This is a genomic window from Gellertiella sp. DMC107, assembly GCF_056313605.1.
Genome location: NZ_JBQUZZ010000001.1, coordinates 18,916 through 45,143, shown reverse-complemented (window position 1 = coordinate 45,143; position 26,228 = coordinate 18,916). Strand labels below are relative to the sequence as shown.

Here is a 26,228-nt window from a genome sequence, read left to right as displayed (position 1 = left end):
TCTGAATGGCTGGGCTGGTTGACGCAGCGGCGTCTGTCTTTCGTGCCTATTCCCCGATCATCAGCTCGGGGCGCACCACGCGGTCGAAGTCCTCGGCCGATACGAGGCCCGACTTCAGCGCTTCCTCTCGAAGCGTCGTGCCGTTCCTGTGGGCGGCCTTGGCGATGCGGGCGGCATTGTCGTAACCGATGACCGGCTGAAGGGCCGTGACCAGCATCAGCGAGCGTTCCATGGCGGCCCTGATGTTGTCTTCCCGGGCTTCGAGGCCTGCAATGCAGTGGTCGGTGAAGGAAATGGCCGCATCGGCGATGAGGTCGGCCGATTGCAGGAAGTTATAGGCGATGACCGGCTTGAAGACGTTCAGCTCGAAATGGCCCTGACTGGCGGCAAAGGTGACGGCGGCGTGATTGCCGAAGACCTGGATGGCCACCTGGGTGAGCGCTTCCGCCTGGGTGGGGTTGACCTTGCCGGGCATGATCGACGACCCGGGCTCGTTCTCCGGGAGCGCAAGCTCGCCCAAGCCGGAGCGCGGGCCGGACCCGAGGAAGCGGATATCGTTGGCGATCTTGAAGAGCGCCGTCGCGGCCGCATTCAGCGCGCCATGCGCAAAGGCCAGGGCCTCGTGACCGGCAAGCGCCGCGAACTTGTTTTCGGCCGTAACGAAGGGCAGGGCGGTGATGGTGGCGATCTCGTGCGCGACCCGTTCGGCAAAGCCCTTCGGGGCGTTCAGTCCGGTACCGACCGCCGTTCCCCCTTGCGCGAGCTGATAAAGCCCTTCCATGGACCGGTGGATCTGGGCAATCGAGAGCGCCAGCTGGGCGGCATAGCCGGAGAATTCCTGCCCCAGCGTCATCGGCGTTGCATCCTGGGTGTGGGTGCGGCCGATCTTGATGATGCCGGCAAAGGCCTTCTGTTTCTCCTCCAGCGCCTTGTGCAGGTAGCGCAGGGCCGGCAGCACCTTGCGGCTGAGCGCGGACACGGCGGCGATATGCATCGCCGTCGGGAAACTGTCGTTCGAGGACTGGCTCATGTTGACGTGATCGTTCGGGTGAACCGGGCTTTTTGAGCCGACCACGCCGCCGAGTATCTCGATCGCGCGATTTCCGATCACCTCGTTGACGTTCATGTTGGTCTGCGTGCCCGATCCCGTCTGCCAGACGGGCAGGGGAAAGTGACCGGCGAGTTCGCCGCGGATCACTTCTTCCGCCGCGCGTTCGATGGCGGCCGCAAGATCGGGGTCGAGTTTTCCGAGGGCGCGGTTGGCTCGTGCCGCCGCCAGCTTGACGATGGCGAGCCCCTCGATGAGGCCGCGCGGCTGCACTTCCGATCCGATCCGGAAGTTGCCGCGCGCCCGCTCCGTCTGGGCGCCCCAGAGGCGGTCGGCGGGCACTTCGATCGGGCCGAACGTATCGGTTTCTGTGCGGGTGCGGTCACTCATCGTCGTCGTTCCTTTCGGTTTCGGCAGCGCCGCGGCGGCCGCCCGGATCGGCTTAATGTGGGGGCTCGAGCGACCGGGAAAAAGCCCCGAAATTCCGTGGCTTTTCGGCCACTCGGTGCAAATTTTTGTGAGAAGCCGATTTTCTTCGATCCGTCCGCAAGTCTTGCAGACAAATGCAGGAAAAAATTAACCAGTTATTTCATAAGTTTGTAAACGATACCCCGCAAAAGCCGTGCCGGGCAGGCGCGCTGCGGGACGATCTTGAGATGAACACGTCTAAGCGGCCCTTTCTTTTCTTCAACCGTCCTATCGGATAGGTTCGGCGGAAGGTGAAATCGGGTCCGCATAGGCTCTGGCCTGGTCGCATGACTGCGGGGTTATGGAAAACATGAAGTCGATGAAAATGGCCGGTGCGCTGGTGCTGGCACTCTCTTCCGGGGTTCAAATGTTGGGTGCGGGTCCGGCCAATGCCGGAACGCTGCTCGATTTCCTGTTCCCCAAGAAACCCCGCTCGCAGACCATGATCGAGCAGCAGCAGGATTTGCCCGGCGTGACGGGTGTGAGCCAGCGCGGGGCGGGTAACGGCTTTCCGCCGCCCCCCGGCAATTCCCTGGCCGGAGACAAGGACCCCCTGCCGCGGGTGAAGGCGCCGAGCTATTATACCTACAAGGCCGAGCCGATGCGGCTCGTCGCCTCCAGCCGATTTGCCGATCCGGTCGTGACGAGTGCCGTCAGCTCCAGCGATGCGCCCCAGGCCGGCATCGATGCGGCCTCCGATCCGCGCCGTTTCCTGACCGAGGCGAATGTTCGCGCCACGGAATCCGTCGCCAAGGCGCTCGAAGCCTATTACGGCGCGGGAAAGCCGCTGCTGTGGGTGAGCGGCAGCATGATGAACGACCGGGCCCGCTCCGTGCTTTCGGTTCTCGGCAAGGCGGATGAAGTGGGCCTCGACCCCGCCGATTATGCGGTGTCCGTGCCCCCGCTCAATTTCGATGCCACCGATACGCAGGGTCGCAACCGCGATCTGATGCAGTTCGAGCTGTCGCTGTCGGCCAAGGTGCTCACCTATGTGCAGGACGCGGTGCGCGGGCGCATCGATCCGAACAAGATTTCCGGCTACCATGATTTCAAGCGCAAGGATGTCGATCTCGACGCGGCGCTGAAACTGATCAGCCTGTCGCCCAATCCGGGCTCCTATCTGCTCAGCCGTAACCCGTCCAACCCGCAGTTCGAGGCGTTGAAGGCGGAACTGGCGCGGCTGAAGGCGGAGGAGAGCGGCAACGAGGCGCCGATCGTCATCAATCTCACGGGTGCGCTGAAGCCGGGCCAGTCCAATCCGGAGCTGGTGAACATCATGGCCGCGCTTCAGCGGCATGGTTCGGAAGCGCTGAAGTCGGCGCATGCCGCCACCTTCGCCGCCTATGCCGGCTCGCCCGACTATTCGCCGGAGATCGTCGCGCTGGTGGAAGACTACCAGAAAGAGGCAGGGCTGAAGCCGGACGGCATCATCGGCAAGGCGACCGCGAGCCGCATGATGGGCGTCTCCGAGGAAGCCAAGATCGACAAGCTGGTCGTTGCCATGGAGCAGGTGCGCTGGCTGCCGAAGGATCTCGGCGCGCGCTACGTCTTCATCAACCAGCCCGCCTTCATGGCCTATTACCACAACGACAATCGCGAGCAGCTGTCGATGCGCGTGGTGGTCGGCGGGCCGCACACCCAGACCTATTTCTTCAACGACGAGATCGAGACGGTCGAGCTGCATCCCTACTGGGGCGTGCCGGCGTCGATCATCGTCAACGAGATGCTGCCGAAGCTCCGGCGGGATCCGTCCTATCTCGACCGCCTGGGTTACGAGGTGACCTATGCCGGATCGAAGGTCTCGTCCTCCGAAGTGAACTGGTACGACACCAAGAATGTGGGCGTGCGCCAGCCTCCGGGCAGCGACAATGCGCTCGGCGAACTGAAGATCCTGTTCCCGAACACCCATTCGATCTACATGCATGACACGCCCTCGAAGAGCTTCTTCAAGCGCGACATGCGGGCGCTCAGCCATGGCTGCATCCGTCTGGCCGAACCGCGTGTGATGGCGGCGGCCGTGCTGAACACCACGGTGGACGATATCGGCAAGAAGCTTTCGCAGCCCGGCAACAAGGCGCTGACCGTACCGCAGAAGGTGCCGGTCTATGTGTCCTATTTCACGGCCTGGCCGGACAAGGACGGGATCGTGCGCTACTACGACGACGTCTACCAGCGCGACGACTATACCCGGAAGGCGTTTGCCACCACCTCCAAGGCGCGCGGCGCCTGAGACGAAAAAACCCCGCTTCGGCGGGGTTTTTTGTTGGGGAAAGGCCTGCCCGTCCGGGCGTGGTCAGCGGCCCAGCAGCCGTTCCAGGAGATCGGCGGTCAGCTCGTCGTAATGGGCGATGATGTGGCTCGGCTCCAGATCCGCCACCGGGCGATCGGAATAGCCGAAGGGCACGGCAAGCGAGGGAACGCCGGCATTTTTCGCGACGAGGATGTCGTTCAGGCTGTCGCCGATCATCACCGTGCGCGAGACATCGCCACCGGCGCGCTCGACCGTGCCGAGAAGGTGGGCGGCATCCGGCTTGCGGACGGTGAAGGTGTCGCCGCCGGTAATCGCGGCAAAGCGGTCGGTCAGGCCATTGGTCTCGATCAGACGGCGGGCGAGGCCTTCCATCTTGTTGGTACAGACGGCAACCTTCCAGCCCGCTTCCGCAAGACGGTCGATGGCGGCGAGGACGCCCGGATAGGGCGCTCCCTTGCCGGGCATGCCGCCCTGATAGTGGCCGATGAAGCGCTCCAGCATCGCGGGATAGTCGTTTTCATCGAGCGGATGACCGCGCAGCGCGAAGGAGCGCTCGATCATGGCGCGGGCGCCGTGGCCGACGAGATGGGTGAGGTCGTCGAAGGTCACCGGCGCCAGCCCTGCGGCATCGATGGTGTGGTTCAGGCTGTCGATCAGATCGGGGGCGGTATCGATGAGGGTGCCATCGAGATCGAAGACGGCAAGCGGTGCGGCCAAGGCGTTTTCCCTTCCAGGTCTGTCCAGAGACGGGCGAGGGTTAAGGGAAAGCGCACGGCAAAGCAATCCGCCCGCTTGCGCTTCTTTTAGCTTTCGTTTGACGGGCGAGCCGTGTAAACAGCGGTCATCGTCAACAGTCTGGAGCGAACGGCGCATGGACGCCCGCGAAATGAAAATCAAGGCTGCGGCCGCAGCGCTTGAACATGTCGAAGACGGCATGAAGCTTGGTATCGGCACCGGTTCCACCGCGGACGAATTCGTCCGGCTTCTGGCGGAAAAAGTGGCCGGCGGCATGAAGGTGGAGGGGGTTCCGACCTCCGAGCGCACGGCGCGGCTCTGCCTGGAACTGGGTATCACGCTGCGCTCGCTCGACGAGCTTCCGGAACTGGATCTCACCATCGACGGCGCCGACGAGCTGGACGCCCGGCTGACCCTCATCAAGGGCGGCGGCGGCGCCTTGCTCCGGGAAAAGATCGTTGCCTGCGCCTCCCGCACGATGATTGTCATTGCCGACGAAACCAAGCAGGTGGACATGCTCGGCGCCTTCCCGCTGCCCATCGAGGTGAACCCCTTCGGCCAGACGGCGACCCGCATTGCCATCGAGCGGGCGGCTGCGCGCCTCGGGCTCACCGGTGCGCTCAATCTGCGCAGCAGCGGACAGGATCTCTTCCATACCGATGGCGGTCATCTCATCATCGATGCATCATTTGGCCGTATTCCTGATGCAGAGGCGCTGTCAGCCGAACTGGCCGCGATTCCCGGTGTCGTGGAGCATGGCCTGTTCATCAACATCGCATCGCTTGCCATCATTGCCGGTCCGGCAGGGGCGCGCACGCTTAAGCCACTTTGAATAATAAAAAGGAGCATGGGACACTCATGATCACTCTTGCGGGTATCGGCCGCTGGGCCGCTGCGACCATCCTGGTTTCGGGTATTGCGCTTTCCACTCAGGTGCGCGCTGACGATGCGGTGACCGAAGAGCAGCTGAAGGCTGCCCGGGCTGCCATCAGCGCCATCAATGCCACCGCCCAGTTCGACAACATCCTGCCGGGCCTTGCCGAGCAGCTGAAGAACCAGCTCATCCAGGCGACGCCGAACTATCAGGGCGAAATCACCGCCTCGGTGGACGAACAGGCTCTGGCGCTTGCCGGCCGCCGTGGCGACCTGGAAAAGGAAGCCGCAACCATTTATGCCAAGACCTTCACCGTCGAGGAACTGAACGCGATCACCGCCTTCTACACCTCGCCTGCGGGCAAGAAGCTTCTGTCCGACGGCCCGATCGCCACCCGTGAAATGGCCAAGGCTGCCGATATCTGGGCTGCCGGCATTTCGCGCGACCTGGCGACCGAAACCGACAAGAAGCTCGAGGAAGTCATCGGAAAGCAGAAAACCACGGAGCCGGCTCAGCAGTAAGCGCTGACGGCATTGTGAATATTTCTGAAAAGCCCGGACAGCCGTCCGGGCTTTTCTTTTGGTACCCGGACCACCTATATGAACCGGGCCGGAGGGATTCCCGACGGACACGAAGTCATGAACCGCTGGTGCCGGCGCCGCTCGGCTGCCCGCCAGCCGAACAGCCGGAGGCCCGCGATGGCGCAGTATGATTATGATCTCTTTGTCATCGGCGGCGGGTCCGGCGGGGTGCGCAGCGCCCGTGTGGCGGCCTCGCTTGGCAAGAAAGTGGCGATTGCCGAGGAATACCGTTTCGGCGGCACCTGCGTGATCCGCGGCTGCGTGCCGAAGAAGCTCTTCGTCTATGCCTCCCAGTTCCCCGAGCATTTCGAAGATGCGGCCGGCTTCGGCTGGACGGTCGGCGAAAGCCGTTTCGACTGGAAGGCGCTGGTCGCCGCCAAGGACAAGGAAATCACCCGTCTGGAAGGTCTCTATCGCAAGGGGCTCGACAATGCCGGCGCGGACATCATCGAAAGCCGGGCGGAGCTTGCCGGCCCCCATTCGGTGCGCATCGTCGCAACAGGCACGGTGGTGACTGCGGAGCGGATCGTGATTGCGGTCGGCGGATCGGCCAACCATCATCCGGCGCTGCCCGGCCACGAACACTGCATCACGTCCAACGAAGCCTTCCATCTGGAAGAACTGCCGCGTTCGATCCTGATTGCCGGCGGTGGCTATATTGCCGTGGAATTCGCCAATATCTTCCACGGCCTCGGCGTCGAGACGACGCTGATCTATCGCGGCAAGGAAATCCTCTCCCGCTTCGACCACGACATGCGGCGCGGGCTGCATGAGGCGATGGAGGCAAAGGGCATCCGCATTCTTTGCGAGGACCTCATTCAGGAGGTCTCGCTCACCGAAAGCGGGGAGCGGCTCGTCAGGACCAAGAACCACGGCGACCTGACGGTCGGGGCCGTCATGCTGGCGCTCGGGCGCGATCCAAACACGAGGGGGCTCGGGCTGGAGGCCGCCGGTGTGGCCACCGACGAGAAGGGCGCGATCATCGTCGATGACTATTCCCGCACCAACGTGCCCGGCATCTTCGCGCTCGGCGATGTCACCGACCGGGTACAGCTGACGCCCGTCGCCATTCACGAAGCCATGTGCTTCATCGACACGGAATATCGCGGCAAGCCGACGACGCCGGATCTGGATCTGATCGCGACCGCGGTGTTCTCGCAGCCGGAAATCGGCACTGTCGGGCTTTCGGAAGAGGCGGCAGCAAAGCGATACGAGTCGCTGGAGGTCTATCGCGCCCAGTTCCGCCCGATGAAGGCGACGCTGTCCGGCCGGCAGGAAAAGACGATCATGAAGCTGATCGTCGATGCGGAAAGCCGCAAGGTGGTGGGCGCCCATATTCTCGGCCACGAGGCCGGTGAAATGGCGCAGCTTCTCGGCATCACGCTCAAGGCCGGCTGCACCAAGGACGATTTCGACCGCACGATGGCCGTGCATCCGACAGCGGCGGAAGAACTGGTGACCATGTACAGCCCGAGCTACCGGGTGGTGAAGGGCGAGCGCATCGGCTGATCGTCTGCCGGGCATCGAAACACACTGTCTTCAAAAAATCGGAAAAGCCGCCATTCTGCGGCTCTCCATGGCTTTGCAAGACTTTCTTAAATGTCTATAAGCGCGCGATCAATTTGACGCGTAGGCCGCTTCCGAAACCCTTCGGGCAAGGGGTGGCCATATCGAAACAGGTGAGACCATGGCACAGAATTGGACCCCGAACAGCTGGCGGAACAAACCCATCCAGCAGGTGCCGGATTATCCGGATGCGGCAGCACTTGCCGCCACCGAGGAGCGCCTTTCCAAGTTTCCGCCGCTGGTCTTCGCCGGGGAGGCCCGCCGGCTGACCAAGTCGCTCGCCAATGTGGCCGAAGGCAACGCCTTCCTGCTGCAGGGTGGCGATTGCGCCGAGAGCTTCGCCGAGCATGGCGCCGACAATATCCGCGACTTCTTCCGCGCCTTCCTGCAGATGGCCGTGGTGCTGACCTACGGCGCCCAGCTGCCCGTGGTCAAGGTCGGCCGCATCGCCGGCCAGTTCGCCAAGCCCCGTTCGTCGAACACCGAGACGATCAACGGCGTCTCGCTGCCGAGCTATCGCGGCGACATCATCAACGGCATCGAATTCACCGAAGAGGCCCGCGTGCCGGCGCCCGAGCGTCAGGTCATGGCTTACCGCCAGTCCGCCGCGACGCTGAACCTGCTGCGCGCCTTCGCCATGGGTGGCTATGCCAACCTGGAAAACGTGCACCAGTGGATGCTGGGCTTCGTCAAGGACAGCCCGCAGGCCGAGCGCTACAAGGCGCTTGCCGGCCGCATCAGCGAAACCATGGATTTCATGCGCGCCATCGGCATCACGTCGGAAAACCAGCCGGCGCTGCGCGAGACGGATTTCTTCACCAGCCATGAGGCTCTGCTGCTCGGCTATGAAGAGGCGCTGACCCGCGTCGATTCCACCTCGGGCGACTGGTATGCCACCTCCGGCCACATGATCTGGATCGGCGACCGCACGCGTCAGCCCGACCATGCCCATGTGGAATACTGCCGTGGCATCAAGAACCCGATTGGCCTGAAGTGCGGCCCGTCGCTCTCCGCCGATGGTCTGCTGGAGCTGATCGACATCCTCAACCCGGCCAACGAACCGGGCCGTCTGACGCTGATCTGCCGCTTCGGCCATGACAAGGTCGCCGAGCACCTGCCGCGCCTCATCCGCGCCGTCGAGCGCGAAGGCCGCAAGGTCGTCTGGTCCTGCGATCCCATGCATGGCAACACGATCACGCTCAACAACTACAAGACCCGCCCCTTCGAGCGCGTTCTGTCGGAAGTGGAAAGCTTCTTCCAGATTCACCGGTCGGAAGGCACGCATCCGGGTGGTATCCACGTGGAAATGACCGGCAAGGACGTGACCGAATGCACGGGCGGCGCCCGCGCGGTTTCGGCCGAAGACCTGCAGGATCGCTACCACACCCATTGCGACCCGCGCCTCAACGCCGACCAGGCGCTGGAACTGGCCTTCCTGCTCGCCGAGCGCATGAAGGGCGGCCGCGACGAGAAGCGCCTGGCCGCCAACGGCTGAACGGGTTGAACATCCGATGTCAAAAAGGGCGCCTCCGGGGCGCCCTTTTTCATGATCCCGCCTCGGGGCCCTATTCCCTGCCTGCTCGCCCTTAGCGCCCCGCAAGCAGCCTTATCTGGCGGCCGAAGGTGAAGATGGCTTGCATGATCGCCTGGGGCGGTGCGCGAAACTTGACCGCGACGTGGATCATCGAGCCGGCGCCGTTCGGCTCCACCCGCCAGATCTTGCGGTGGTCCCGGCCAAGCGGATAGGACTGGCCATTGGCGTTGATGCAGGTGAGGGTAATGCTGCGCGGCTCGGATGGCGGCAGGCGCTGCAGCGTGGTGCGGAAGTCGCGGTCCTCGAAAACAAGGCTGAAGGATTTCTGCGTGTCGGTGCTTTCGGGCAGGATCCGAACCGGCTCGAAGGTCAGCGCATTGTCGATCCAGGCCTGTTCGATATCGCGCCAGATCTGCTCGGGGCTGCGCCGGGAGCGGCGCTTCAGCGTGATCCACCTCTCGCCGCGGGCGGCACCATCGACCAGCTTCCAGCTCGAATAAAGAAGGGCGGCCGTGAAGGCGATACCGATCAACGGGAATGGCATGAGAATTCCTTGCATGCAATCATCGACCCAGCGCGTAACCATGCCCGGGCAAATCAGAACATTTGTGACTGGTATTGACCGGCGGTTGCGCTTCCAGTGTTGCTTCGCCGATTTGATGCGGCGCATAGCATGAAGCTCGCATCAGAAAAAGGCATAATTGTTGAAGAAAATCCAAATTGACCGGTCTTTGTGCGGTGTTTAGCGTCATCGCTCGTTAAAGGGAGAGGAAATGCAATGGCGGAAGAGCATACGGGTGGATGTTTGTGTGGCGGCGTGCGCTTTCGGGCGCGGGGCCCGCTCAGGGAGGTGATCGCCTGCCATTGCAGCCAGTGCCGCAAGCAGACCGGACATTTCCTGGCGTCCACCAATGTGGCGGATGAGGACCTGACCCTGGAGGGGGAGGAAAATCTGCGCTGGTATCATGCGAGCAATTTCGCGCGGCGCGGCTTTTGCGGCCATTGCGGCTCGGTGATGTTCTGGAAGGCCAACAGCGAGGCGCACACGTCCATCTGCGCGGGCGGCTTCGACCAGCCAACCGGACTGACGCTGACCAGCCACATCTTCTGCGCTGACAAGGGCGACTATTACGAGATCACCGACGGATTGCCGCAATATGCGGCGGGCAGCCCCGGGCTGGTCGTGGATAACGGGGGCTGACCCGGTTCAGCGGGGCGGGATATCCAGTTCGGCACAGGCGGCGAGGAAGGCGGCATCCAGCGCCGCCAGCTTCACCGCCTCCCAGCGCATGTAATCCCGGACAAAGGCTTCCGACATCCAGAAATCGCCGCGCCGGCGCGCCAGCGTCCAGCCGATGCTGGCTTCCTTTTCCGCCTTGGAAAACATGCGCTTCACATTGCTGACGGAGATCGCGTATTTTTCCGCAAGGTCGGACAGGGCCAGCGGCCCCAGCAGGAAGCGTCCTTCCATCGGCGAAACGTCCTTCAGCCGGGTGACGACGTGGTGGAGGATCATGCCGCCCGCATCCGACCAGGCAAAGCTTGCCACGCATTCCGGCGGGTTGCGCCAGGCGGGATCATCCACCAGGCTCCGCGTCGAATGGATATGCGCCACACGGTAGAGCGTCGGATGGTCGCCGGCGATCCGCTCGCGGCTGCCGCCGTCGATCATGTCCAGCGCCGCCATATGGGCCATGAACCAGGTCTGCATGCCGAAATTGCTGATGTCGGTGGTTTCCAGCACGCGCACGCGCCGGTCCGGCACGGCCGGCACTTCCCGGAGAAACTTGTAGGTGAGCAGCTCCTGCAGGAAGGCGCTGGCCGTGTTCCGGCTTGCCGCGCCGATCCGCATCACCGTCTCGATCAGCCGCGTTGCGGTAAGCCCGGAGAGCGGATCGTCGGGGTTTCGCTGCGAGGACAGGGCGAAGAGCGAATGGGTGATCAGCCATTTGCGATGGTTGGATTTCAGCCGGGTGAGGCGCGGGCTCTTCTCCTGCAGGCCGATCAGGCGGCTCGCAATCATGGCTTCCGCCGCGCGGTAACGCGGGTGCCGGGACAGATCGTCGGCATCGAGGGGTGTCGGGGAACCCGCATTGGGGTTGCTGTTCCGTGCCAGATTATCGACCATGGTCCTGCGCAAAGATTTGAGATTGCAGGATAATCCTGACGGTTCTGCAAGCCTTCGTCAATGCGGATTGACCCTTAGGCAGGCGGTCTACCCAAAAACCGCCAGCCCTTTGCCGGGCTGGTGCGAAAAGCCCTGGCCGGTTTGCCAGCCAAGGTTTCATTTCAGGTGGAGGGGCCGGAGACCGCCAGTTGTCCCGGGAAAAAGCGGCTGATGCCATACTGCTTCCCAAACATCATGTCGTGCTGGAGGTAGCGATAATCCCGGATGAGCGGGTCGAGTTCTCCGCCACGCGACCAGTCGGGCGTGGGTTCGTTGGTCTTGCTGACCAGCTGATAGCGGTCCACGATATCGTACTTGTCATGCACCTTGCCGAGGAAGCCGGTGTAATAGGGGTGCTCGTAGCCGGCCATCTTCATCAGGTGATAGGGGATGAAGGCGGGGCTGACGGTGCCGATATCGGTCTTCGGGCCGGTGCGGTTGGACCAGACGATCAGCGGCGTCTCATGCTCGCGCTTCATCGTGTCCACGTCGCCCTTGCGGGTCGCGACCTGTTCCGGCATGTAGCCGCTGGAGGTGTAGACCGGGCCGAGCGGCGGCAGGTGATCGCCCCAGAGAACCACGATGGTCTCGCGCTTGCGCTTCTTCGCCCAGTCCATCAGCATCTTCAGGGCATCGTCGGATTCCTTCACGCCCTGCACATAGGTGGAGAGAGCCTCCTTGTCGCCCGCGGGGAGGTTGCCCTCGACGGCAATGGAGTTCTTCGCATAGCGATGCGGCTCGTAGGGGCCATGTCCCTGCAGGGTGACCGAGAAGAAGAAGAACGGCTTGTCCATGGCATCGCCTTCTTCCATGATTTCCCGGAAGAGGCTGTCGTCGGAGGCGAAGATGCCCCGTTTGGTCATGGGCGGCAGGTTTTCCTCCGACTTGAACTCCTCGAAGCCGAATTCCTTGTAGACTTCGCTGCGGTTCCAGAACCAGCCCTGATAGGGATGGATGGCGCGGGCGGCATAGCCCTGGCTGCGGAAGAAGGTGGCGAGCGTCGGCACCTTGCGGCGGATATACTGCTGATAGGGAATGCTGCCATAGGGCAGGAAGGCGTTGGAGAAGCCGGTCAGCGCCTCGAACTCCACATTCGGCGTCATGCCGCCGAATTCCGGCGAGAAGACATGGCCCGCCAGATTGCTGCGCATGAAGGGCATGGGGTCCGGATTGAGCTTGACGTTGGAGAGGCGCGTGGCATCCCACAGGCTCTCGCTCATCAGCATGATGACGTCGGGCCGTTCCTGCTTGCCGGCCGTCACCGCCGTGACCGGCGGCTCGATGGCGGTGATGGAGTCATGCGAATAGCCGGCCGGCGCTTTCACGTTGGCCATGGGCAGGTTGAAGGCAAACGCCATCAGGAAGCCGTTGTGGCGATAGTTTTCCTTCTGGTCCCACATCATCGGAATGACCTGAAGACGGTCGCGGAGATAGGAGAAGGTGGAGTAATCCATCAGCGAGGCGAAGGACATCAGCAGCGGTGCGGCAATCGCGATCTGCGCGATGCGGCGCTTGCCGGTCATCCGGGGGAACGTGCGCCAGGCATAGCGGAAGCCGAACACGGCGCCGATGATGCCGAGCACGAGGCCCGCTGCCACCAGCGTCGCGGCCACGGGCCGATCCTTGACCATGGCCGGCATGAGTTCGAGAATCTGGCGGCCGAAGGCGAGGTCCGTCGGGTAGAGCGGATCGGAGAGATAGAGCCGCTTCTGGCCCGAAATGAAGGCCGGAAGGATGAGGATCGGCGCGGCGATGAGGATCGACAGGAACCAGCGCCCGAGCAGCGCGTCGATGGCCAGCAGCACCAACAGCACCACACCGACCGTGGTCCAGCCGGGGCGCGAGGTGGAGGTGAAGAAGTCCATCAGATCAGCATAATTCGAGCGGGAGACCAGCTCGATCGTCAGCACGATCAGGAAGGACAGCAACAGGTAGGACAGGCCACGCAGGACGCGGGCATACAGGCGCGAATAATCCGCGTCGGCTGCATGCAGCCACGGCAAGGACTTCAGCGGGGCGGCCTTGGTGTCGTTATACAATTGCGGAGTCTCCGGCACCTGTCAGGAAAGGTTCATTTCACTGTCACACATCCGTCATGAATGACAGATGAACCGTCCGCCTTGGTAAATCTGTCCCCGGAATTATCCGGTCCTGTGGCGCTCCGGCGATAGTGCGGGCCAAAAGCGGATGCGGCGGATTGCAGGCGCGGGCAGGGCGCGCTACATCACTCCTCATGACCCAGGCACCTGACATTACCGATACAATCCGCATCGCCGTCGGCCAGTTCAACCCGACGGTCGGTGACATCAAGGGCAATATGGCGAAGGCGCGGGAAGCCCGCGCCGATGCGGCACGGCAGGGAGCCCATCTCCTGCTGCTCACCGAACTGTTCGTGGCGGGCTATCCGCCGGAAGACCTGGTTCTGAAGCCTGCCTTCATCCGCGCCTGCCGGGAGGCGATCGACGCCTTTGCCGCGGAAACCGCCGATGGCGGGCCGGGGGTCATCATCGGCTTTCCCCGCCAGGACGAGGCGGGCCGCTACAATTCCGTCGCGGTGCTGGACGGCGGCCGGGTCCTCGCCATCCGTGACAAGGTGGATCTGCCCAATTACGGCGAGTTCGACGAAAAGCGCGTGTTCCGCGCCGGCGCGATGCCGGGGCCGGTGAATTTCCGGGGCGTGCGTCTCGGCATCCCGGTCTGCGAGGATATCTGGGGTGAACTCGGCGTCTGCGAGACGCTGGCGGAAAGCGGCGCGGAGCTCCTGCTGGTGCCGAACGGCTCGCCCTATTATCGCAACAAGATGGATATCCGCCACCAGATCGTGCTGAAGCATGTGATCGAACTCGGCCTGCCGATGATCTATGCGAACCAGCTCGGCGGACAGGACGAACTGGTCTTCGACGGCGCGAGCTTTGCCTTCAACGTCGACAAGTCCATGGCTTTCCAGATGAGCCAGTTCGAGGAGACCCTGTCCGTTTCCACCTGGAAGCGGGAGGGCGAAAGCTGGGTCTGCCGCGACGGCGGCCGGGCCAATCTGCCCGATACGCAAGAGGCCGATTATCGGGCCTGCATGATCGGCTTCCGGGATTACGTGAACAAGAACGGCTTCCGCAATGTGGTGCTTGGCCTCTCCGGCGGCATCGACAGCGCGATCTGCGCGGCCATTGCGGTGGATGCGCTGGGCGAGGAGCGGGTGCGCTGCGTGATGCTGCCCTATCGCTACACCTCCTCCGATTCGCTGACGGACGCGGAGGCCTGTGCCAAGGCGCTGGGCTGCCGTTACGAGGTGGTGCCGATCGAGGAGCCGGTCGCCGGGTTTCTCTCCGCGCTGTCGGAGGTTTTCGAGGGGACGGAAGAGGGCATTACGGAGGAAAACCTCCAGAGCCGGGCGCGCGGCACCATTCTGATGGCCATTTCCAACAAGTTCGGTTCGATGGTCGTCACGACCGGGAACAAGTCGGAAATGTCGGTGGGCTATTGCACGCTCTATGGCGACATGAACGGTGGCTTCAACCCGATCAAGGACCTGTACAAGATGCAGGTCTATGCGCTTTCTGCCTGGCGCAACAGCCATGTGCCGCCGGGCGCGCTCGGGCCGGGGGGCGAGGTGATCCCGAAAAACATTCTGGACAAGGCACCTTCGGCAGAGCTTCGGCCGAACCAGACCGACCAGGATTCGCTGCCGCCCTATCCGGTCCTCGACGATATTCTCGAATGTCTCGTCGAGGCGGAAATGTCGGTGGAGGATATCGTGGCGCGCGGTCACGACGTGGCGACGGTGCACCGGATCGAGCATCTGCTCTATATCGCCGAATACAAGCGCCGGCAGTCGGCGCCGGGCGTGAAGATCACCCGCAAGAATTTCGGACGCGACCGGCGCTATCCGATCACCAACCGGTTCCGCGACCGGTAGGCGGGGGCGCCTTGCCAAAGGGCCGGCGCCTTGTCATAAGCAGGATATTCAGGTGCCGCCGGGTTTCCGGCGGATAATCGGGAATCCGGTGAAAAACCGGAACGTGCCCAACGCTGTAAGGCGGACGTCGTTGCAGACGGCTTTCCTGACCGGAAGGCCGCGCCACTGGGAAACCGGGAAGGCGTGCAGCGGGCGGATGATGCCCAGTCAGAAGACCGGCCTGATGCCATAGCCGATGCCGCGCGGACGGCGGCAGCGGTGTCTGCATTGTTGGGGATCGAACGATGCTTGCGACGAAATCGCACCGCGATGCGCTGGTGCATGCCGAACCGTTCACACCGGATGAAAAAGCCGCCCTTTATCGCGCCATCGAAACGCGGCGGGACGTGCGCGACCAGTTTTTGCCCGACCCTCTGCCTGACGATGTGGTGGAACGCCTGTTGAAGGCGGCGCATGCCGCACCGAGCGTGGGCTTCATGCAGCCCTGGAATTTCCTGCTCGTCCGTTCCGAGGAAAAGCGCCGCCGGGTGCACGAGGCCTTCTGCCGGGCGAACGAGGAGGCGGCGCTGATGTTTACCGGCGAACGCCGCGACCAGTATCGCGCGCTGAAGCTCGAAGGCATCCTCAAGGCGCCGCTCAGCATCTGTGTGACCTGCGATCCCACGCGGGGCGGCCAGGTGGTGCTGGGCCGGACCCACAATCCGCGCATGGATGTCTATTCCACCGTCTGCGCGGTGCAGAATCTCTGGCTCGCGGCCCGGGCGGAAGGGGTTGGCATCGGCTGGGTGAGCATTTTTCACGACCGCGACGTGCGGGAGATCTTTTCCATCCCCGACCATGTGGAAATCGTCGCCTGGCTTTGCGCGGGCTATGTGGACCAGCTCTACAGCGAGCCGGAACTGGCGGTGAAAGGCTGGCGGCAGCGGTTGCCGCTGGAGGATCTGGTCTTTGAGGAAACCTGGGGCGGATAGTCTCCCCTCGGCGCGCGCCGGACAGAGCTGTCACAGGACCGTAGCCAAACCGTCATGGCCGTTCGTTATCCTCCCCTGTGAAGGCGCATTGGGGGCGTCTCCATTTACGGGATCAGGGGATGACGGTCAGTGTTCCTGCACTGCCCGGCGAAGGGCGTGCCGTGGCGGCATGGCCTGCCGCCGGCTTTTTCGCGGCCACGGTGTTGGCCAGTCTGTTCTTTCGGCTGTTTCCAGAGGTGGATCTGGCTGTCAGCGCGCTGTTTTATGCGGAGAGGACCGGATTTTTCCTGGCTGCCGATCCGCTCTTGACGCTGCTGCGCAACATCAACCTCGTCTTGCCGCACGTCTGCGTGCTCTGTGCGTTTGCCGCGCTGCTGGTCCGGTCGGTCGGCCGACGGTCTCGTCTGGCCGCTCTCATGCCCCCACCGGGCCATTGTCTGTTTCTTCTCTGTGTCATGGGGCTGGGGCCAGGGCTTCTGACGCGGGTGATCAAGGACGGCTTCGGCCGGGCACGGCCGCGCGAGACGCTGGGTTTCGGGGGCGATTCTGCCTTTTCGCTTCCCTGGGATCTCTCCCGCGCCTGTCTGGACAACTGCTCGTTCATTTCGGGGGAGAGCGCTTCGGCGGCGGCCCTTCTGTCCCTGCCGCTGCTGCTGCCGGCTGGTCGCCGGCCCATGGCCTATGCGGCGATTGCGCCCTTCGCGGTCACCGTCTCGCTCAGCCGCGTGGCCTTCGGAGCGCATTTTCTCTCCGATGTCGTCATCGCCTGGGGCGTCGTCCTCACCCTCACCAGCCTGCTGTGGCGGCTGCAGGTTCTGAGCTTCCCGCATCGAAACACAATCAATAGTGGCGCATAATGAAAATAGCAATTTATAATAGAAGATGCCGCTAAAATAAATGTCTTTGGTCAACAAAACGATTTAAATGGCCGTTAGGCTTAAGGCACTATTAAAATTTATCGGCAAATAGTTGTTGCCAACCGGACGGCAATCTTGCCGGAACATGATGTTTGCCGAGCGCCCTGAGAGGCACCGCCCCCCCTTCATCTTCCGAATTCAAGGTTCCTCGAATGATCTTCGATCGTTTTCGATTGGGCAGGCTCGTGCCTGCTGCCATCATCAGCCTTATCTGCCTCAGCACCGGTGTGCTTGCCATTTCGGACACATTGTCAGCGCGGCAATTGCAGCGCAGCATGGACATCGCTCTGGCGCAGGAACAAGCGCAGGACCTGGCCCGGGAGATCACCGAGCTGAAGCTGCGGATCGAGCTGGATATCGTCAGCACCCAGGAATCGCTGACCGATATGTCTGCAACGCAGGGCAAGGACGGGTTGGATGACGGTCTCGATCTTGCCGCGCAATCGGCCAAGAGCCTGTCGGAAAAGGTCGCCCGCCTGAAGGCGCTTGCCGAAACGGCTGGCCTTTCCGATCTCGTCACGACGCTGGACGCGCTTTCGGAACGTTACGCGGGCTTCCACGCGACTGGCATCGAGATGGCCAAGACCTATGTGGCTGGCGGACCGGAAGCCGGAAACAAGCAGATGCCGGCATTCGACAAGGTGGCGGATGCGCTCCAGGAAGAAATCGACGCGACCGGCAGCATCGTCAAGAGCTATGTGGACCGGCTCGAGCAGCAGGCGGCGGAGAGCAAGGCCGCACTGGAAGCCGAGGCGACGGCGCTGGTGCAGGCGATGATTGCCATGGCTGCGGTGCTCGCGGCTTGTGGCCTGGCGCTGAGCATCTTCGTCTCCCGGCGGCTGATGCAGCCGCTGGTGCGCGCCACCGATGCGATGAATCGCCTTGCCGAGGGCAACACGGCGGTGGAGCTCGGCGGGGCAGACCGGAAGGACGAGATCGGCGATCTCGCCCGCGCCTTCCAGCGGTTCCGCGACAATCTCGTGGCCAAGCAGCGCGCCGAGCGGGAAGAGGCGGACCTGCGCGATGCGGCCCGCGCCACCCGCATGGCGGCAGAGGCGGAACGGGCCGAGGATTTCGCGCGAACCAAGACGGTCGTCGATCGTCTGGGGGATGCGCTGGGCAAGCTTGCGGCCGGCCAGCTCGCCATCCGCATTCAGGAGCCTTTCGCCGGCGATTATGACCGCCTGCGCTCCTTCTTCAACCAGTCGGCCGAGCGGCTGCAGCTGGCCATGCATGGCATCATCGCCGTGGCCCATGACCTGCAAAGCGACAGCAGCGTCATCAGCAGCTCCGCGAGCCAGCTCGCCAGCCGGACCGAACAACAGGCTGCCGCGCTGGAGGAGACCGCCGCCGCGCTGAACCAGATCACCATCAATGTCCGGGATACGGCCGGGCGTGCGGAAGATGCCGGCCAGAAGGTCGAGGTGGCGAACCGCCAGGCGCATGAATCCGATGCGGTCGTGCAGAAGGCCATCGCCGCCATGGGGCGGATCGAGGAAAGCGCCCGCCAGATCAGCCAGATCATCGGGGTGATCGACGAGATCGCTTTCCAGACCAATCTTCTGGCGCTCAATGCTGGCGTCGAGGCGGCGCGGGCAGGCGAGGCCGGCAAGGGGTTTGCCGTGGTCGCCCAGGAGGTGCGCGAGCTTGCCCAGCGCTCCGCCAATGCGGCAAAGGAGATCAAATCGCTGATCTCCCGCTCCGAAGAGGCGGTCGACTCGGGCGTCAACCTCGTCAACGAGACGGGCGACATCCTGAAAATGATCCAGGAACAGGTGACCAATATCCACGCTGATATCAGCGCGATCATCAAATCCGCCCGGGAGCAGGCCACGGGTCTCCACGAGATCAATGCGGCGATGAGCCAGATGGACGAGTTTACCCAGCACAATGCCGGCATGGTCGTGGAATCGAACACCACCGTCCAGCGTCTGGCCGAAGGGGCAGGCACGCTCTATACCCAGGTCAACCAGTTTCAGGTGGATGACCGGCCATTGCGCCGGGTCGCCTGATCCAGGCTGCAGACATACGGGAAGCCGCCCCATCGAGGGCGGCTTTCGTGCATTCCGGGACGATCAGCGAAGGGCGGTGGCCGGCGCAGACGCCCCAAGCTCAATGCCTTGTTCCTTCTCGGCAAGAAATGCCGGGCCGACCTTGCGGATCTTCGGATCGTTGGGGTTATAATCCCGCTCCGGCAGAGACGCTTCCGGTTTTCCGGCATTCTGCGCGGGTGCGGACGGCTTTGTCCTCAGGATGTCCACCGAACCCTGCCGGCTCAGAAAATCCTGCCCTTCCAGCTTTGGCAGCGTGACGGAGGCCATCTTGCCTGACTCGATCTCTTCGGAGTCGCTCGGGCGGATTTCGATCATTCCATAGGCTTCCGGCGTGCCATAGTCGCTTTCGGCATCGTCGCCGAGCACGGTGGCAAGGTCCTGTTGCTCTTCGGACGTCGAGCCTTCGTCCGGCCCCCAGGCGACCGGGCGCGCATCCAGCATTTCCGGCGCCGCATTGCCAAGCGAGCCGGTGCCGATAATCTCCACATCCTGCTGCGTGCCGCGGATATCGCAACCGGCGCGCTTGATTTCCTTGAGGATCGCGGCACTCAGACCCGAGCCGTCATCGATGGTCTGGCTCAGAATGGGTTGCAGCGAAGACAGTTGCTCCTTCTGGGCGCGCACGGATGCCAGTTCCTCGCCCAGGCCCGAACAGGCATGTTGATTGCCGTTCATGAGCACGATGCTGTTGCTGGGGCAGTCGAGCCGGCGCAGATCCCGGCGGATCGCGATTTCAAGACGGTTGAGGCGGTACAGGGACTCGGCCTTGTAGTGGGCCGAGGTCGACGAGCCGATCAATTGCGGCATCTGGTTGAGGCGGGCCGCCAGCATGTCGCAGTAATCCGAGGCCGCTGCCTGGCCCGCCATGGCCAGCACCGGCAACATGATGAAGAGGGCTTTCGAACGTATGGGCACGGGACGCTCCTGGCGACGGATGGCATTGCGTTTCAACGTCCATGAAAAACGGCGATCCCTCGTGGAAGTTCCCGAGGCATCACTATAGTTCAGGTTGTGGAAATTGCGGCCACCATGCCGACACGCCGTCGGGATTGCAAACCTTCCCTGATATTTACCTTAACGCTAAAGCATGTTGTCCACAGGTCCTTTTCCTTAAGGGAAGGACGGGTGGAGCGGGCTGGCTGACGTTACGTCAGCCAGTCTGGATCAGGCCGGATGGGAGGCCTCCACCACCGCAAGCGCCGCCATGTTGACGACCCCGCGCGAGGTGACCGACGGCGCGAGAATATGGGCCGGCATGGCGGTTCCGAGCAGGATCGGTCCGACATGCAGGCCATCGGTCATGGCGCGCGTCACGCCCATGGTGATGTTGGCGGCATCGAGGTTCGGGAAGACCAGAAGGTTGGCTTCTCCGCTGAGCGTGGTGGCCGGCATGACCTTTTGCCGGAGGGCTTCGGAAATGGCGGACTCGCCGTGCATCTCGCCATCCACTTCCAGCTCGGGGGCCCGCTCGCGGACGAGTTGCAGGGCCTCGCGCATCTTGCGGGCACTTTCGGAATCGCGGGAGCCGAAGTTGGAGTGCGACACCAGCGCCGCCTTGGGCGTGATGCCGAAGCGGCGGATGGCGGCGGCGGCCAGCACGGTCATGGAGGCGATTTCCTCCGCGCTCGGCTGGAAGGTCACGTAGGTGTCGGTCATGAAGGTCGCGCCGCGCTGGGAAACCAGCAGGCTGAGGCCGGCGAAATCCAGCACGCCGTCACGCTTGCCGATGATCTGGCGCACATCGCGCAGATGCTTCTCGTAACGGCCTTCGAGACCGCAGATCAGCGCATCGGCATCGCCACGACGGACGGCCAGGGCGCCGATGACGGTCGTGTTGGTGCGCACGATGGTGCGCGCCGCTTCCGGAATGACGCCGCGACGGCCGACCAGGGCCAGATAATCCTCCACGTAGTCGCGATAGCGCGGATCGCCCTGCGGGTTCACCACTTCGAAATCCACATTGGGCCGGATGCGCAGGCCGTAGCGCTTCATGCGGCTTTCCAGAATATCGGGACGGCCGATGAGGATCGGCGTGGCGATATTTTCTTCCAGCAGCACCTGGGCGGCGCGCAGCACGCGCTCGTCTTCGCCTTCCGAGAAGATCACCCGCTTCTTTTCCGCCGACTTCGCCGCCGCGAAAATCGGCTTCATGACGAAGCCCGAGCGGAAGACGAAGCGGTTGAGCTTGTCCAGATAGGCATCGAAATCGGTGATCGGGCGCGCGGCGACGCCGCTTTCGGCTGCCGCACGGGCCACGGCCGGCGCGATGCGCAGGATCAGGCGCGGATCGAAGGGCGAGGGGATGAGATAGTTCGGGCCGAAGACGGGCGTTTCGCCGGAGAGCGCCTTGGCAGCCACTTCCGAGACTTCTTCGCGGGCAAGGGCGGCGATGGCGCGCACGGCGGCCATCTTCATCTCTTCGTTGATGGTGCTCGCGCCGCAATCCAGCGCGCCGCGGAAGATATAGGGGAAGCAGAGAACATTGTTCACCTGGTTCGGGAAGTCCGAACGGCCGGTGCAGATCATCGCATCGGGGCGCGCCTCGCGGGCGAGCGCCGGCATGATTTCCGGCACCGGATTGGCAAGCGCCATGATGAGCGGGCTCGGCGCCATTTTCGCCAGCAGTTCCGGTTTCAGAACGCCGGCGGCGGAGAGGCCGAGGAAGACATCGGCATTCTCGATGGTTTCGGCGAGAACCCGTTTGTCCGTGTCCTGCGCGTAGATGGATTTCCACTCATCCATCAGTTCCGCCCGGCCCTGATAGACAAGGCCTTCGATATCGTGGACCCAGATGTTTTCGCGCCTGGCGCCGAGCAGGCACAGCAGGTTGAGGCAGGCCAGCGCGGCGGCGCCGGCGCCCGAGGCGACGATCTTCACGGAAGCGAGGGATTTGCCCGCCAGTTCCAGACCGTTGAGGACGGCCGCCGCCACGATGATCGCGGTGCCGTGCTGGTCGTCGTGGAAGACCGGAATATTCATCTTGGCCCGGAGCTGCCGCTCCACTTCGAAACATTCCGGCGCCTTGATGTCTTCGAGATTGATGCCGCCGAATGTCGGCTCCAGGGCGGAGACGGTGTTGACCATCTCCTCCACCGTCGGCGCATCGATCTCGATATCGAAAACATCGATGCCTGCGAATTTCTTGAAGAGGACGGCCTTGCCTTCCATGACCGGCTTGGAGGCGAGGGGGCCGATATTGCCGAGGCCGAGCACGGCGGTGCCGTTCGAGATCACCGCAACGAGATTGCCACGGGCGGTGTAATCGGCGGCCTGTTCGGGATTGTCGCGAATGGCAAGGCAAGGTGCGGCGACCCCCGGCGAATAGGCGAGCGCCAGATCGCGCTGGTTGCCAAGCGGCTTGGTGGCCTGGATTTCCAGCTTACCCGGGCCCGGATAGCGGTGATAGAACAGCGCCTGCTCGTCGAGATCCGCTCTCGCGGCGGCATCGGTCAGCTTTTCGACGGTGTTTGCCTTGCCTTCGTCAGCCATTCCACGATTCTCCCGGTTCGATCTGTCGCAATCAGACCTTCGCAATAGGACAGGATGACGGACCGAAACAAGTGCCGGAGACGGAAATGCGGTTCCCCGGAAGTCAGAAAATGGTCGCATGGGTGGTCTGGCCGCCGATGTCCGCCTCGCCATGCCGTCCTGCTTGCCTGTCACAATCGTGAAACAGGACTCTGCTTCTTATGAAACAAGCAAGGACTGAGGCGGTTGAAAGAGGCATTTCGTGAGCGAAGACACCGAAGCACGCAGGTTCCGCACCCTGTTCATCTCGGATATCCATCTGGGGTCGAAGGCTTCAAAGACGAACTTCCTTCTGGATTTCCTACGCCATCACGATGCGGATACGATCTATCTGGTCGGTGATATCGTGGATGGCTGGCGGCTGAAGCGCAGCTGGTACTGGCCGCAGGACTGCAATGACGTGGTGCAGAAGTTCCTGCGGAAGGCGCGCAAGGGCGCCCGCATCATCTATATTCCCGGCAATCACGACGAATTCCTGCGCTCGTTTCCCGGCAAGCATTTCGGCGGCATCGAAGTGGCCGATCGCGCGATGCACGAAACGGCGGATGGGCGAAAGTTCCTCGTGCTGCACGGCGACGAATTCGACGTGGTGGTGCGCAATGCGCGCATGGTCGCCTATCTCGGCGACTGGGCTTACGATATCGCCATGCACATCAACCAGGCCCTAGCCGCGCTCCGGCGGTTGTTCGGCTTGCCCTACTGGTCGTTTTCCGCCTGGGCCAAGCAGCAGGTGAAGCAGGCCGTCAACTTCATCGGGGAATTCCAGACCGTGCTGGCCGACGAGGCCCGTCGCCATGGTGCGGATGGGGTGATCTGCGGACATATCCACCACGCTGTCATGACCGAGATCGACGGGATCGCCTACCTCAACACCGGGGACTGGGTGGAAAGCTGCACGGCGATTGCCGAGCATGAGGACGGTCGCTTCGAGCTGATCAACTGGGGTCTGGTGCAGGGGGCGGCCGCACCGCCGGAAAAGCCGCAGCTGCGGCTTGCGCCGCCGGCCGCCGCCTGACGACGCCAGGCCTCCCGATTTTATCCGTGTTTCCGCACCCTCTCCATAAGGGATTGGTGCTTTCGGGACGGGGCGGTTTGCTCTAGACTGGCGCCATTGCAGTGAATCATCGGCGCGTCCCTCCCAAGCAGCGCCCTTTTCAGGCCCGTCATGTCCGCTCCCATCCCCGCACCGGAGGCCCCGCCCTCCTGGTATCGCACCCGCAGTGCGCTCGTCTTCTGTTCGGCCATGGTCGTCAACGGCATGGCCCTGCCTTTCTTCTCGGTCTATCTGAAAGGCCTCGGTTTCAGCGATTATGAAATCGGGGTGATCCAGGGCGTGCCGCTGATCATCCGCGTCATCGTCATGCCTCTGGCAGCCATGGTGGCCGACCGTCTGCCCGACCGCGCCTATGTGCTGATCGCCTCTGCGGTGCTGTCGCTGGCAACGGCGATGGGGCTTTTCGGCGTGGCGGCCTTTCTGCCGGTGCTCTTGCTCTACACGCTTCAGGGCGCGGTCTATTCGCCCTTCATTCCGGTGGCGGAATCGCTGCTGATTACGGGGGTACGGCGGTTCGGCTATGATTATGGCGGCATGCGCCTGTGGGGGTCGGCGGCCTTCATCGTCAGCACGCTGATCGGGGGCTATGCCATCCAGGCCTGGGGTGGAGGGGTGGTGCTGTACGGCATGCTCTTCGGCTTCTTCCTGATGGTCGTCATGGGTGTTCTCGCGCCCCGCACCGGCCGGGCGGAACGGCCGGCAGCGGATGTCCGGGCGGCCCCCGCGTCGCTCCGCCGTCCCGACCTGCAGCTCGCCATGATCGGCGCTTCGGTGGTGCAGTCGAGCCACGCCATCCTTTACACATTCGCCTCGATCCACTGGATCCAGCTCGGCTTTTCCGGCTCCTCCATCGCCTTCCTGTGGGCGACGGGCGTGCTGGCGGAAATCCTCACCTTCATTTTCTCCAAGCGGCTCTATGGGCGCTTTTCCGGCTGGGCGCTGATGGGAATCGGCACGGCGGCGGCCATGATCCGCTGGCTGCTGTTTCCCTATCCCGAGCAATATGGCTTCTTCGTCCTTCTCCAGAGCATGCATGCCATCAGCTTCGGTTTTTGCCATATCGGCATCCAGCGGCTGATCGTGGAGACGGTGGGCGGCGAACAGGAAGCATCGGCGCAGGGAACCTATTACTTCTATAATGGTTCGTTTCTGGCGGCAGCGACATTCGTGTCCGGCTATCTGAATGTGACCTTCGGGACGCATGCCTATACGCTGATGGCCTTCGTTGCGCTGACGGGTGCCGGGATCGCGGCTCTCGGCCGGGCGCGCAGGCCGGCTGTCGTCATTAAGGCAACAGGCGGGTGAATCTTGCCCGTTACTGTCAGTGTTGGTCGAATTGTCCTGCGCAAGCAGGGTTAACCTATGGTAAAGGCTTGATCCTGTGAATCAGTACGAAGAGTTTTCCGCCCGGTGAGCACCCCTCAGGCAAAGGCCGCTGCCCTTCAGAAAGAACCGCTCGGCAACGGGCGGGGCGAGCGCCTGCGCCTGTCGGGCGAATGGCGCAGCATCAGCCTTCCGCCGGTGTTGAAGCCGATGGACGGGGTGGCTGCCAATCTCAACGGCGGCGAGCTGGAAATCGACTTCTCCGATGTGGTGTCCGTCGATACCAGCGGTGCCTGGGTGCTGAAATCCCTGGTCGCCGCCGCCGCCGCCAAAGGCGTAAAAGTGACCCTGACCGGCATGTCGCCGCCCGTCACGGAACTGCTGCAGGCGCTGCCGGATCGCTTGCCGGAAGGAAGTGCGCCACCGGCGCGGCGACGGACCCTGTTTCAGATCCTGTTCGAGCCCGTCGGCCGGGCGGTGTACGATTTCTGGGCCGACGGTGTTTCGGCCATGAACATCCTCGGGGCTGCCGTTCGCGGAGCCCAGTTGAAATTCGGCCGCAGCAGCGGTCTTTCCCCCGCAGCCGTGGTCAACCAGATGGACAATATGGGCGTGCGGGCCGTGCCCATCATCACGCTCATGTCCTTCCTGATCGGCGCGATCATTGCCCAGCAGGGGGCCTTCCAGCTTCGCTATTTCGGCGCTGAAATCTTCGTCGTGGACTTGGTCGGCATCCTCCAATTGCGCGAGGTGGGCGTGCTGTTGACCGCCATCATGATCGCGGGCCGCTCCGGCAGCGCCATCACCGCGGAAATCGGCTCCATGAAGATGAACGAGGAAGTGGATGCGCTGCTCGTCATGGGCCTCAATCCCGTCGGCGTGCTGATCTTTCCGCGTCTTGCCGCCCTCGCTGTCGTCCTGCCGCTGCTGACCATCGTTGCCAATTTTGCGGCGCTCGCGGGTGCGGCCGTCGTTGCCTTTGCCTATTCCGGCATCACCTTCGCCGTTTTCTTCGAACGCCTGCACCAGGCCGTGGCCTTTTCCACCATCATCGCCGGCATGGTGAAAGCGCCCTTCATGGCGCTCGCCATCGGCGTGATGGCCGCCGTCGAGGGGCTGAAGGTCGGCGGCAGCGCGGAAAGCCTCGGCAAGCAGGTCACCGCCTCGGTGGTGAAGTCCATCTTCGTCGTCATCCTCATGGACGGGCTTTTCGCCATGTTCTACGCCTCGATAGGGTTCTGACG

Annotated in this window: 20 protein-coding genes and 1 riboswitch; of the genes, 13 read left to right on the top strand and 7 right to left on the bottom strand. The window is 63.2% G+C overall.

What is annotated here, in order from left to right:
- Window positions 1-46: 46 nt before the first annotated feature.
- Complete coding sequence (gene fumC / locus ACT54B_RS00180; protein ID WP_476041896.1) at window positions 47-1,438, bottom strand: class II fumarate hydratase; 1,392 nt, start codon at window positions 1,436-1,438, stop codon at window positions 47-49.
- Window positions 1,439-1,826: 388 nt separating this feature from the next.
- On the opposite strand from fumC, the gene ACT54B_RS00175 reads away from it, so the two are divergent.
- Window positions 1,827-3,746, top strand: coding sequence for a L,D-transpeptidase family protein (locus ACT54B_RS00175; RefSeq protein ID WP_476041894.1), 1,920 nt, complete (start codon window positions 1,827-1,829; stop codon window positions 3,744-3,746).
- Between the two features lie 63 nt (window positions 3,747-3,809).
- Here ACT54B_RS00175 and ACT54B_RS00170 read toward each other — a convergent pair whose 3' ends face one another.
- Window positions 3,810-4,484 (bottom strand): HAD family hydrolase, encoded by a 675-nt coding sequence (locus ACT54B_RS00170; protein ID WP_476041892.1) that lies wholly within the window; start codon window positions 4,482-4,484, stop codon window positions 3,810-3,812.
- Between the two features lie 154 nt (window positions 4,485-4,638).
- On the opposite strand from ACT54B_RS00170, the gene rpiA reads away from it, so the two are divergent.
- From rpiA to ACT54B_RS00150, 4 genes are all read left to right on the top strand, one after another.
- Window positions 4,639-5,334 carry a ribose-5-phosphate isomerase RpiA gene (rpiA, locus tag ACT54B_RS00165; RefSeq protein ID WP_476041890.1) on the top strand — a complete coding sequence of 232 codons (696 nt, stop codon included), beginning with the start codon at window positions 4,639-4,641 and terminating at the stop codon, window positions 5,332-5,334.
- Between the two features lie 26 nt (window positions 5,335-5,360).
- Window positions 5,361-5,897 carry a DUF2059 domain-containing protein gene (locus ACT54B_RS00160; RefSeq protein WP_476041888.1) on the top strand — a complete coding sequence of 179 codons (537 nt, stop codon included), beginning with the start codon at window positions 5,361-5,363 and terminating at the stop codon, window positions 5,895-5,897.
- A gap of 177 nt (window positions 5,898-6,074) precedes the next feature.
- Window positions 6,075-7,466, top strand: a complete 1,392-nt coding sequence (gene gor / locus ACT54B_RS00155; protein WP_476043428.1) for a glutathione-disulfide reductase — start codon at window positions 6,075-6,077, stop codon at window positions 7,464-7,466.
- A gap of 178 nt (window positions 7,467-7,644) precedes the next feature.
- Complete coding sequence (locus ACT54B_RS00150) at window positions 7,645-9,018, top strand: class II 3-deoxy-7-phosphoheptulonate synthase (protein WP_476041885.1); 1,374 nt, start codon at window positions 7,645-7,647, stop codon at window positions 9,016-9,018.
- Between the two features lie 91 nt (window positions 9,019-9,109).
- Here ACT54B_RS00150 and ACT54B_RS00145 read toward each other — a convergent pair whose 3' ends face one another.
- Window positions 9,110-9,601, bottom strand: a complete 492-nt coding sequence (locus ACT54B_RS00145; RefSeq protein WP_476041883.1) for a hypothetical protein — start codon at window positions 9,599-9,601, stop codon at window positions 9,110-9,112.
- 234 nt (window positions 9,602-9,835) lie between these two features.
- On the opposite strand from ACT54B_RS00145, the gene ACT54B_RS00140 reads away from it, so the two are divergent.
- Window positions 9,836-10,258: a GFA family protein gene (locus ACT54B_RS00140; RefSeq protein WP_476041881.1), complete on the top strand. Its 423-nt coding sequence runs from the start codon at window positions 9,836-9,838 to the stop codon at window positions 10,256-10,258.
- Between the two features lie 6 nt (window positions 10,259-10,264).
- Here the strand turns inward: ACT54B_RS00140 and ACT54B_RS00135 are convergent, their stop codons facing one another.
- On the bottom strand, window positions 10,265-11,185 hold the full coding sequence (locus tag ACT54B_RS00135) for a hypothetical protein (protein ID WP_476041879.1): 921 nt from the start codon (window positions 11,183-11,185) through the stop codon (window positions 10,265-10,267).
- Window positions 11,186-11,346: 161 nt separating this feature from the next.
- Complete coding sequence (locus ACT54B_RS00130) at window positions 11,347-13,227, bottom strand: LTA synthase family protein (RefSeq protein ID WP_476043426.1); 1,881 nt, start codon at window positions 13,225-13,227, stop codon at window positions 11,347-11,349.
- A gap of 230 nt (window positions 13,228-13,457) precedes the next feature.
- Here ACT54B_RS00130 and ACT54B_RS00125 point away from each other — a divergent pair, with 230 nt between their 5' ends.
- The 4 genes from ACT54B_RS00125 to ACT54B_RS00110 all read left to right on the top strand — a co-directional run bounded on the left by ACT54B_RS00125 (window position 13,458) and on the right by ACT54B_RS00110 (window position 19,037).
- Window positions 13,458-15,137, top strand: coding sequence for an NAD+ synthase (locus tag ACT54B_RS00125; protein ID WP_476041877.1), 1,680 nt, complete (start codon window positions 13,458-13,460; stop codon window positions 15,135-15,137).
- A gap of 33 nt (window positions 15,138-15,170) precedes the next feature.
- A riboswitch (cobalamin riboswitch) is annotated at window positions 15,171-15,375 on the top strand.
- Between the two features lie 46 nt (window positions 15,376-15,421).
- Window positions 15,422-16,108: a 5,6-dimethylbenzimidazole synthase gene (gene bluB / locus ACT54B_RS00120; RefSeq protein WP_476041875.1), complete on the top strand. Its 687-nt coding sequence runs from the start codon at window positions 15,422-15,424 to the stop codon at window positions 16,106-16,108.
- 119 nt (window positions 16,109-16,227) lie between these two features.
- On the top strand, window positions 16,228-16,965 hold the full coding sequence (locus tag ACT54B_RS00115) for a phosphatase PAP2 family protein (RefSeq protein ID WP_476041873.1): 738 nt from the start codon (window positions 16,228-16,230) through the stop codon (window positions 16,963-16,965).
- A 212-nt stretch (window positions 16,966-17,177) separates the two neighbouring features.
- The gene (locus tag ACT54B_RS00110) at window positions 17,178-19,037 is read left to right on the top strand and encodes a methyl-accepting chemotaxis protein (protein WP_476041871.1); all 1,860 of its coding nucleotides are present in this window, start codon (window positions 17,178-17,180) and stop codon (window positions 19,035-19,037) included.
- A gap of 63 nt (window positions 19,038-19,100) precedes the next feature.
- Here the strand turns inward: ACT54B_RS00110 and ACT54B_RS00105 are convergent, their stop codons facing one another.
- On the bottom strand, window positions 19,101-19,994 hold the full coding sequence (locus tag ACT54B_RS00105; protein ID WP_476041869.1) for a hypothetical protein: 894 nt from the start codon (window positions 19,992-19,994) through the stop codon (window positions 19,101-19,103).
- A 249-nt stretch (window positions 19,995-20,243) separates the two neighbouring features.
- Window positions 20,244-22,568 carry an NADP-dependent malic enzyme gene (locus tag ACT54B_RS00100; protein WP_476041867.1) on the bottom strand — a complete coding sequence of 775 codons (2,325 nt, stop codon included), beginning with the start codon at window positions 22,566-22,568 and terminating at the stop codon, window positions 20,244-20,246.
- A 241-nt stretch (window positions 22,569-22,809) separates the two neighbouring features.
- Here ACT54B_RS00100 and ACT54B_RS00095 point away from each other — a divergent pair, with 241 nt between their 5' ends.
- The 3 genes from ACT54B_RS00095 (at window position 22,810) to ACT54B_RS00085 (ending at window position 26,226) form a co-directional block, all read left to right on the top strand.
- On the top strand, window positions 22,810-23,622 hold the full coding sequence (locus ACT54B_RS00095; protein WP_476041865.1) for a UDP-2,3-diacylglucosamine diphosphatase: 813 nt from the start codon (window positions 22,810-22,812) through the stop codon (window positions 23,620-23,622).
- 150 nt (window positions 23,623-23,772) lie between these two features.
- Window positions 23,773-24,966 (top strand): MFS transporter, encoded by a 1,194-nt coding sequence (locus tag ACT54B_RS00090; RefSeq protein ID WP_476041863.1) that lies wholly within the window; start codon window positions 23,773-23,775, stop codon window positions 24,964-24,966.
- A gap of 105 nt (window positions 24,967-25,071) precedes the next feature.
- The gene (locus ACT54B_RS00085) at window positions 25,072-26,226 is read left to right on the top strand and encodes an ABC transporter permease (RefSeq protein WP_476041861.1); all 1,155 of its coding nucleotides are present in this window, start codon (window positions 25,072-25,074) and stop codon (window positions 26,224-26,226) included.
- Window positions 26,227-26,228: the final 2 nt, after the last annotated feature.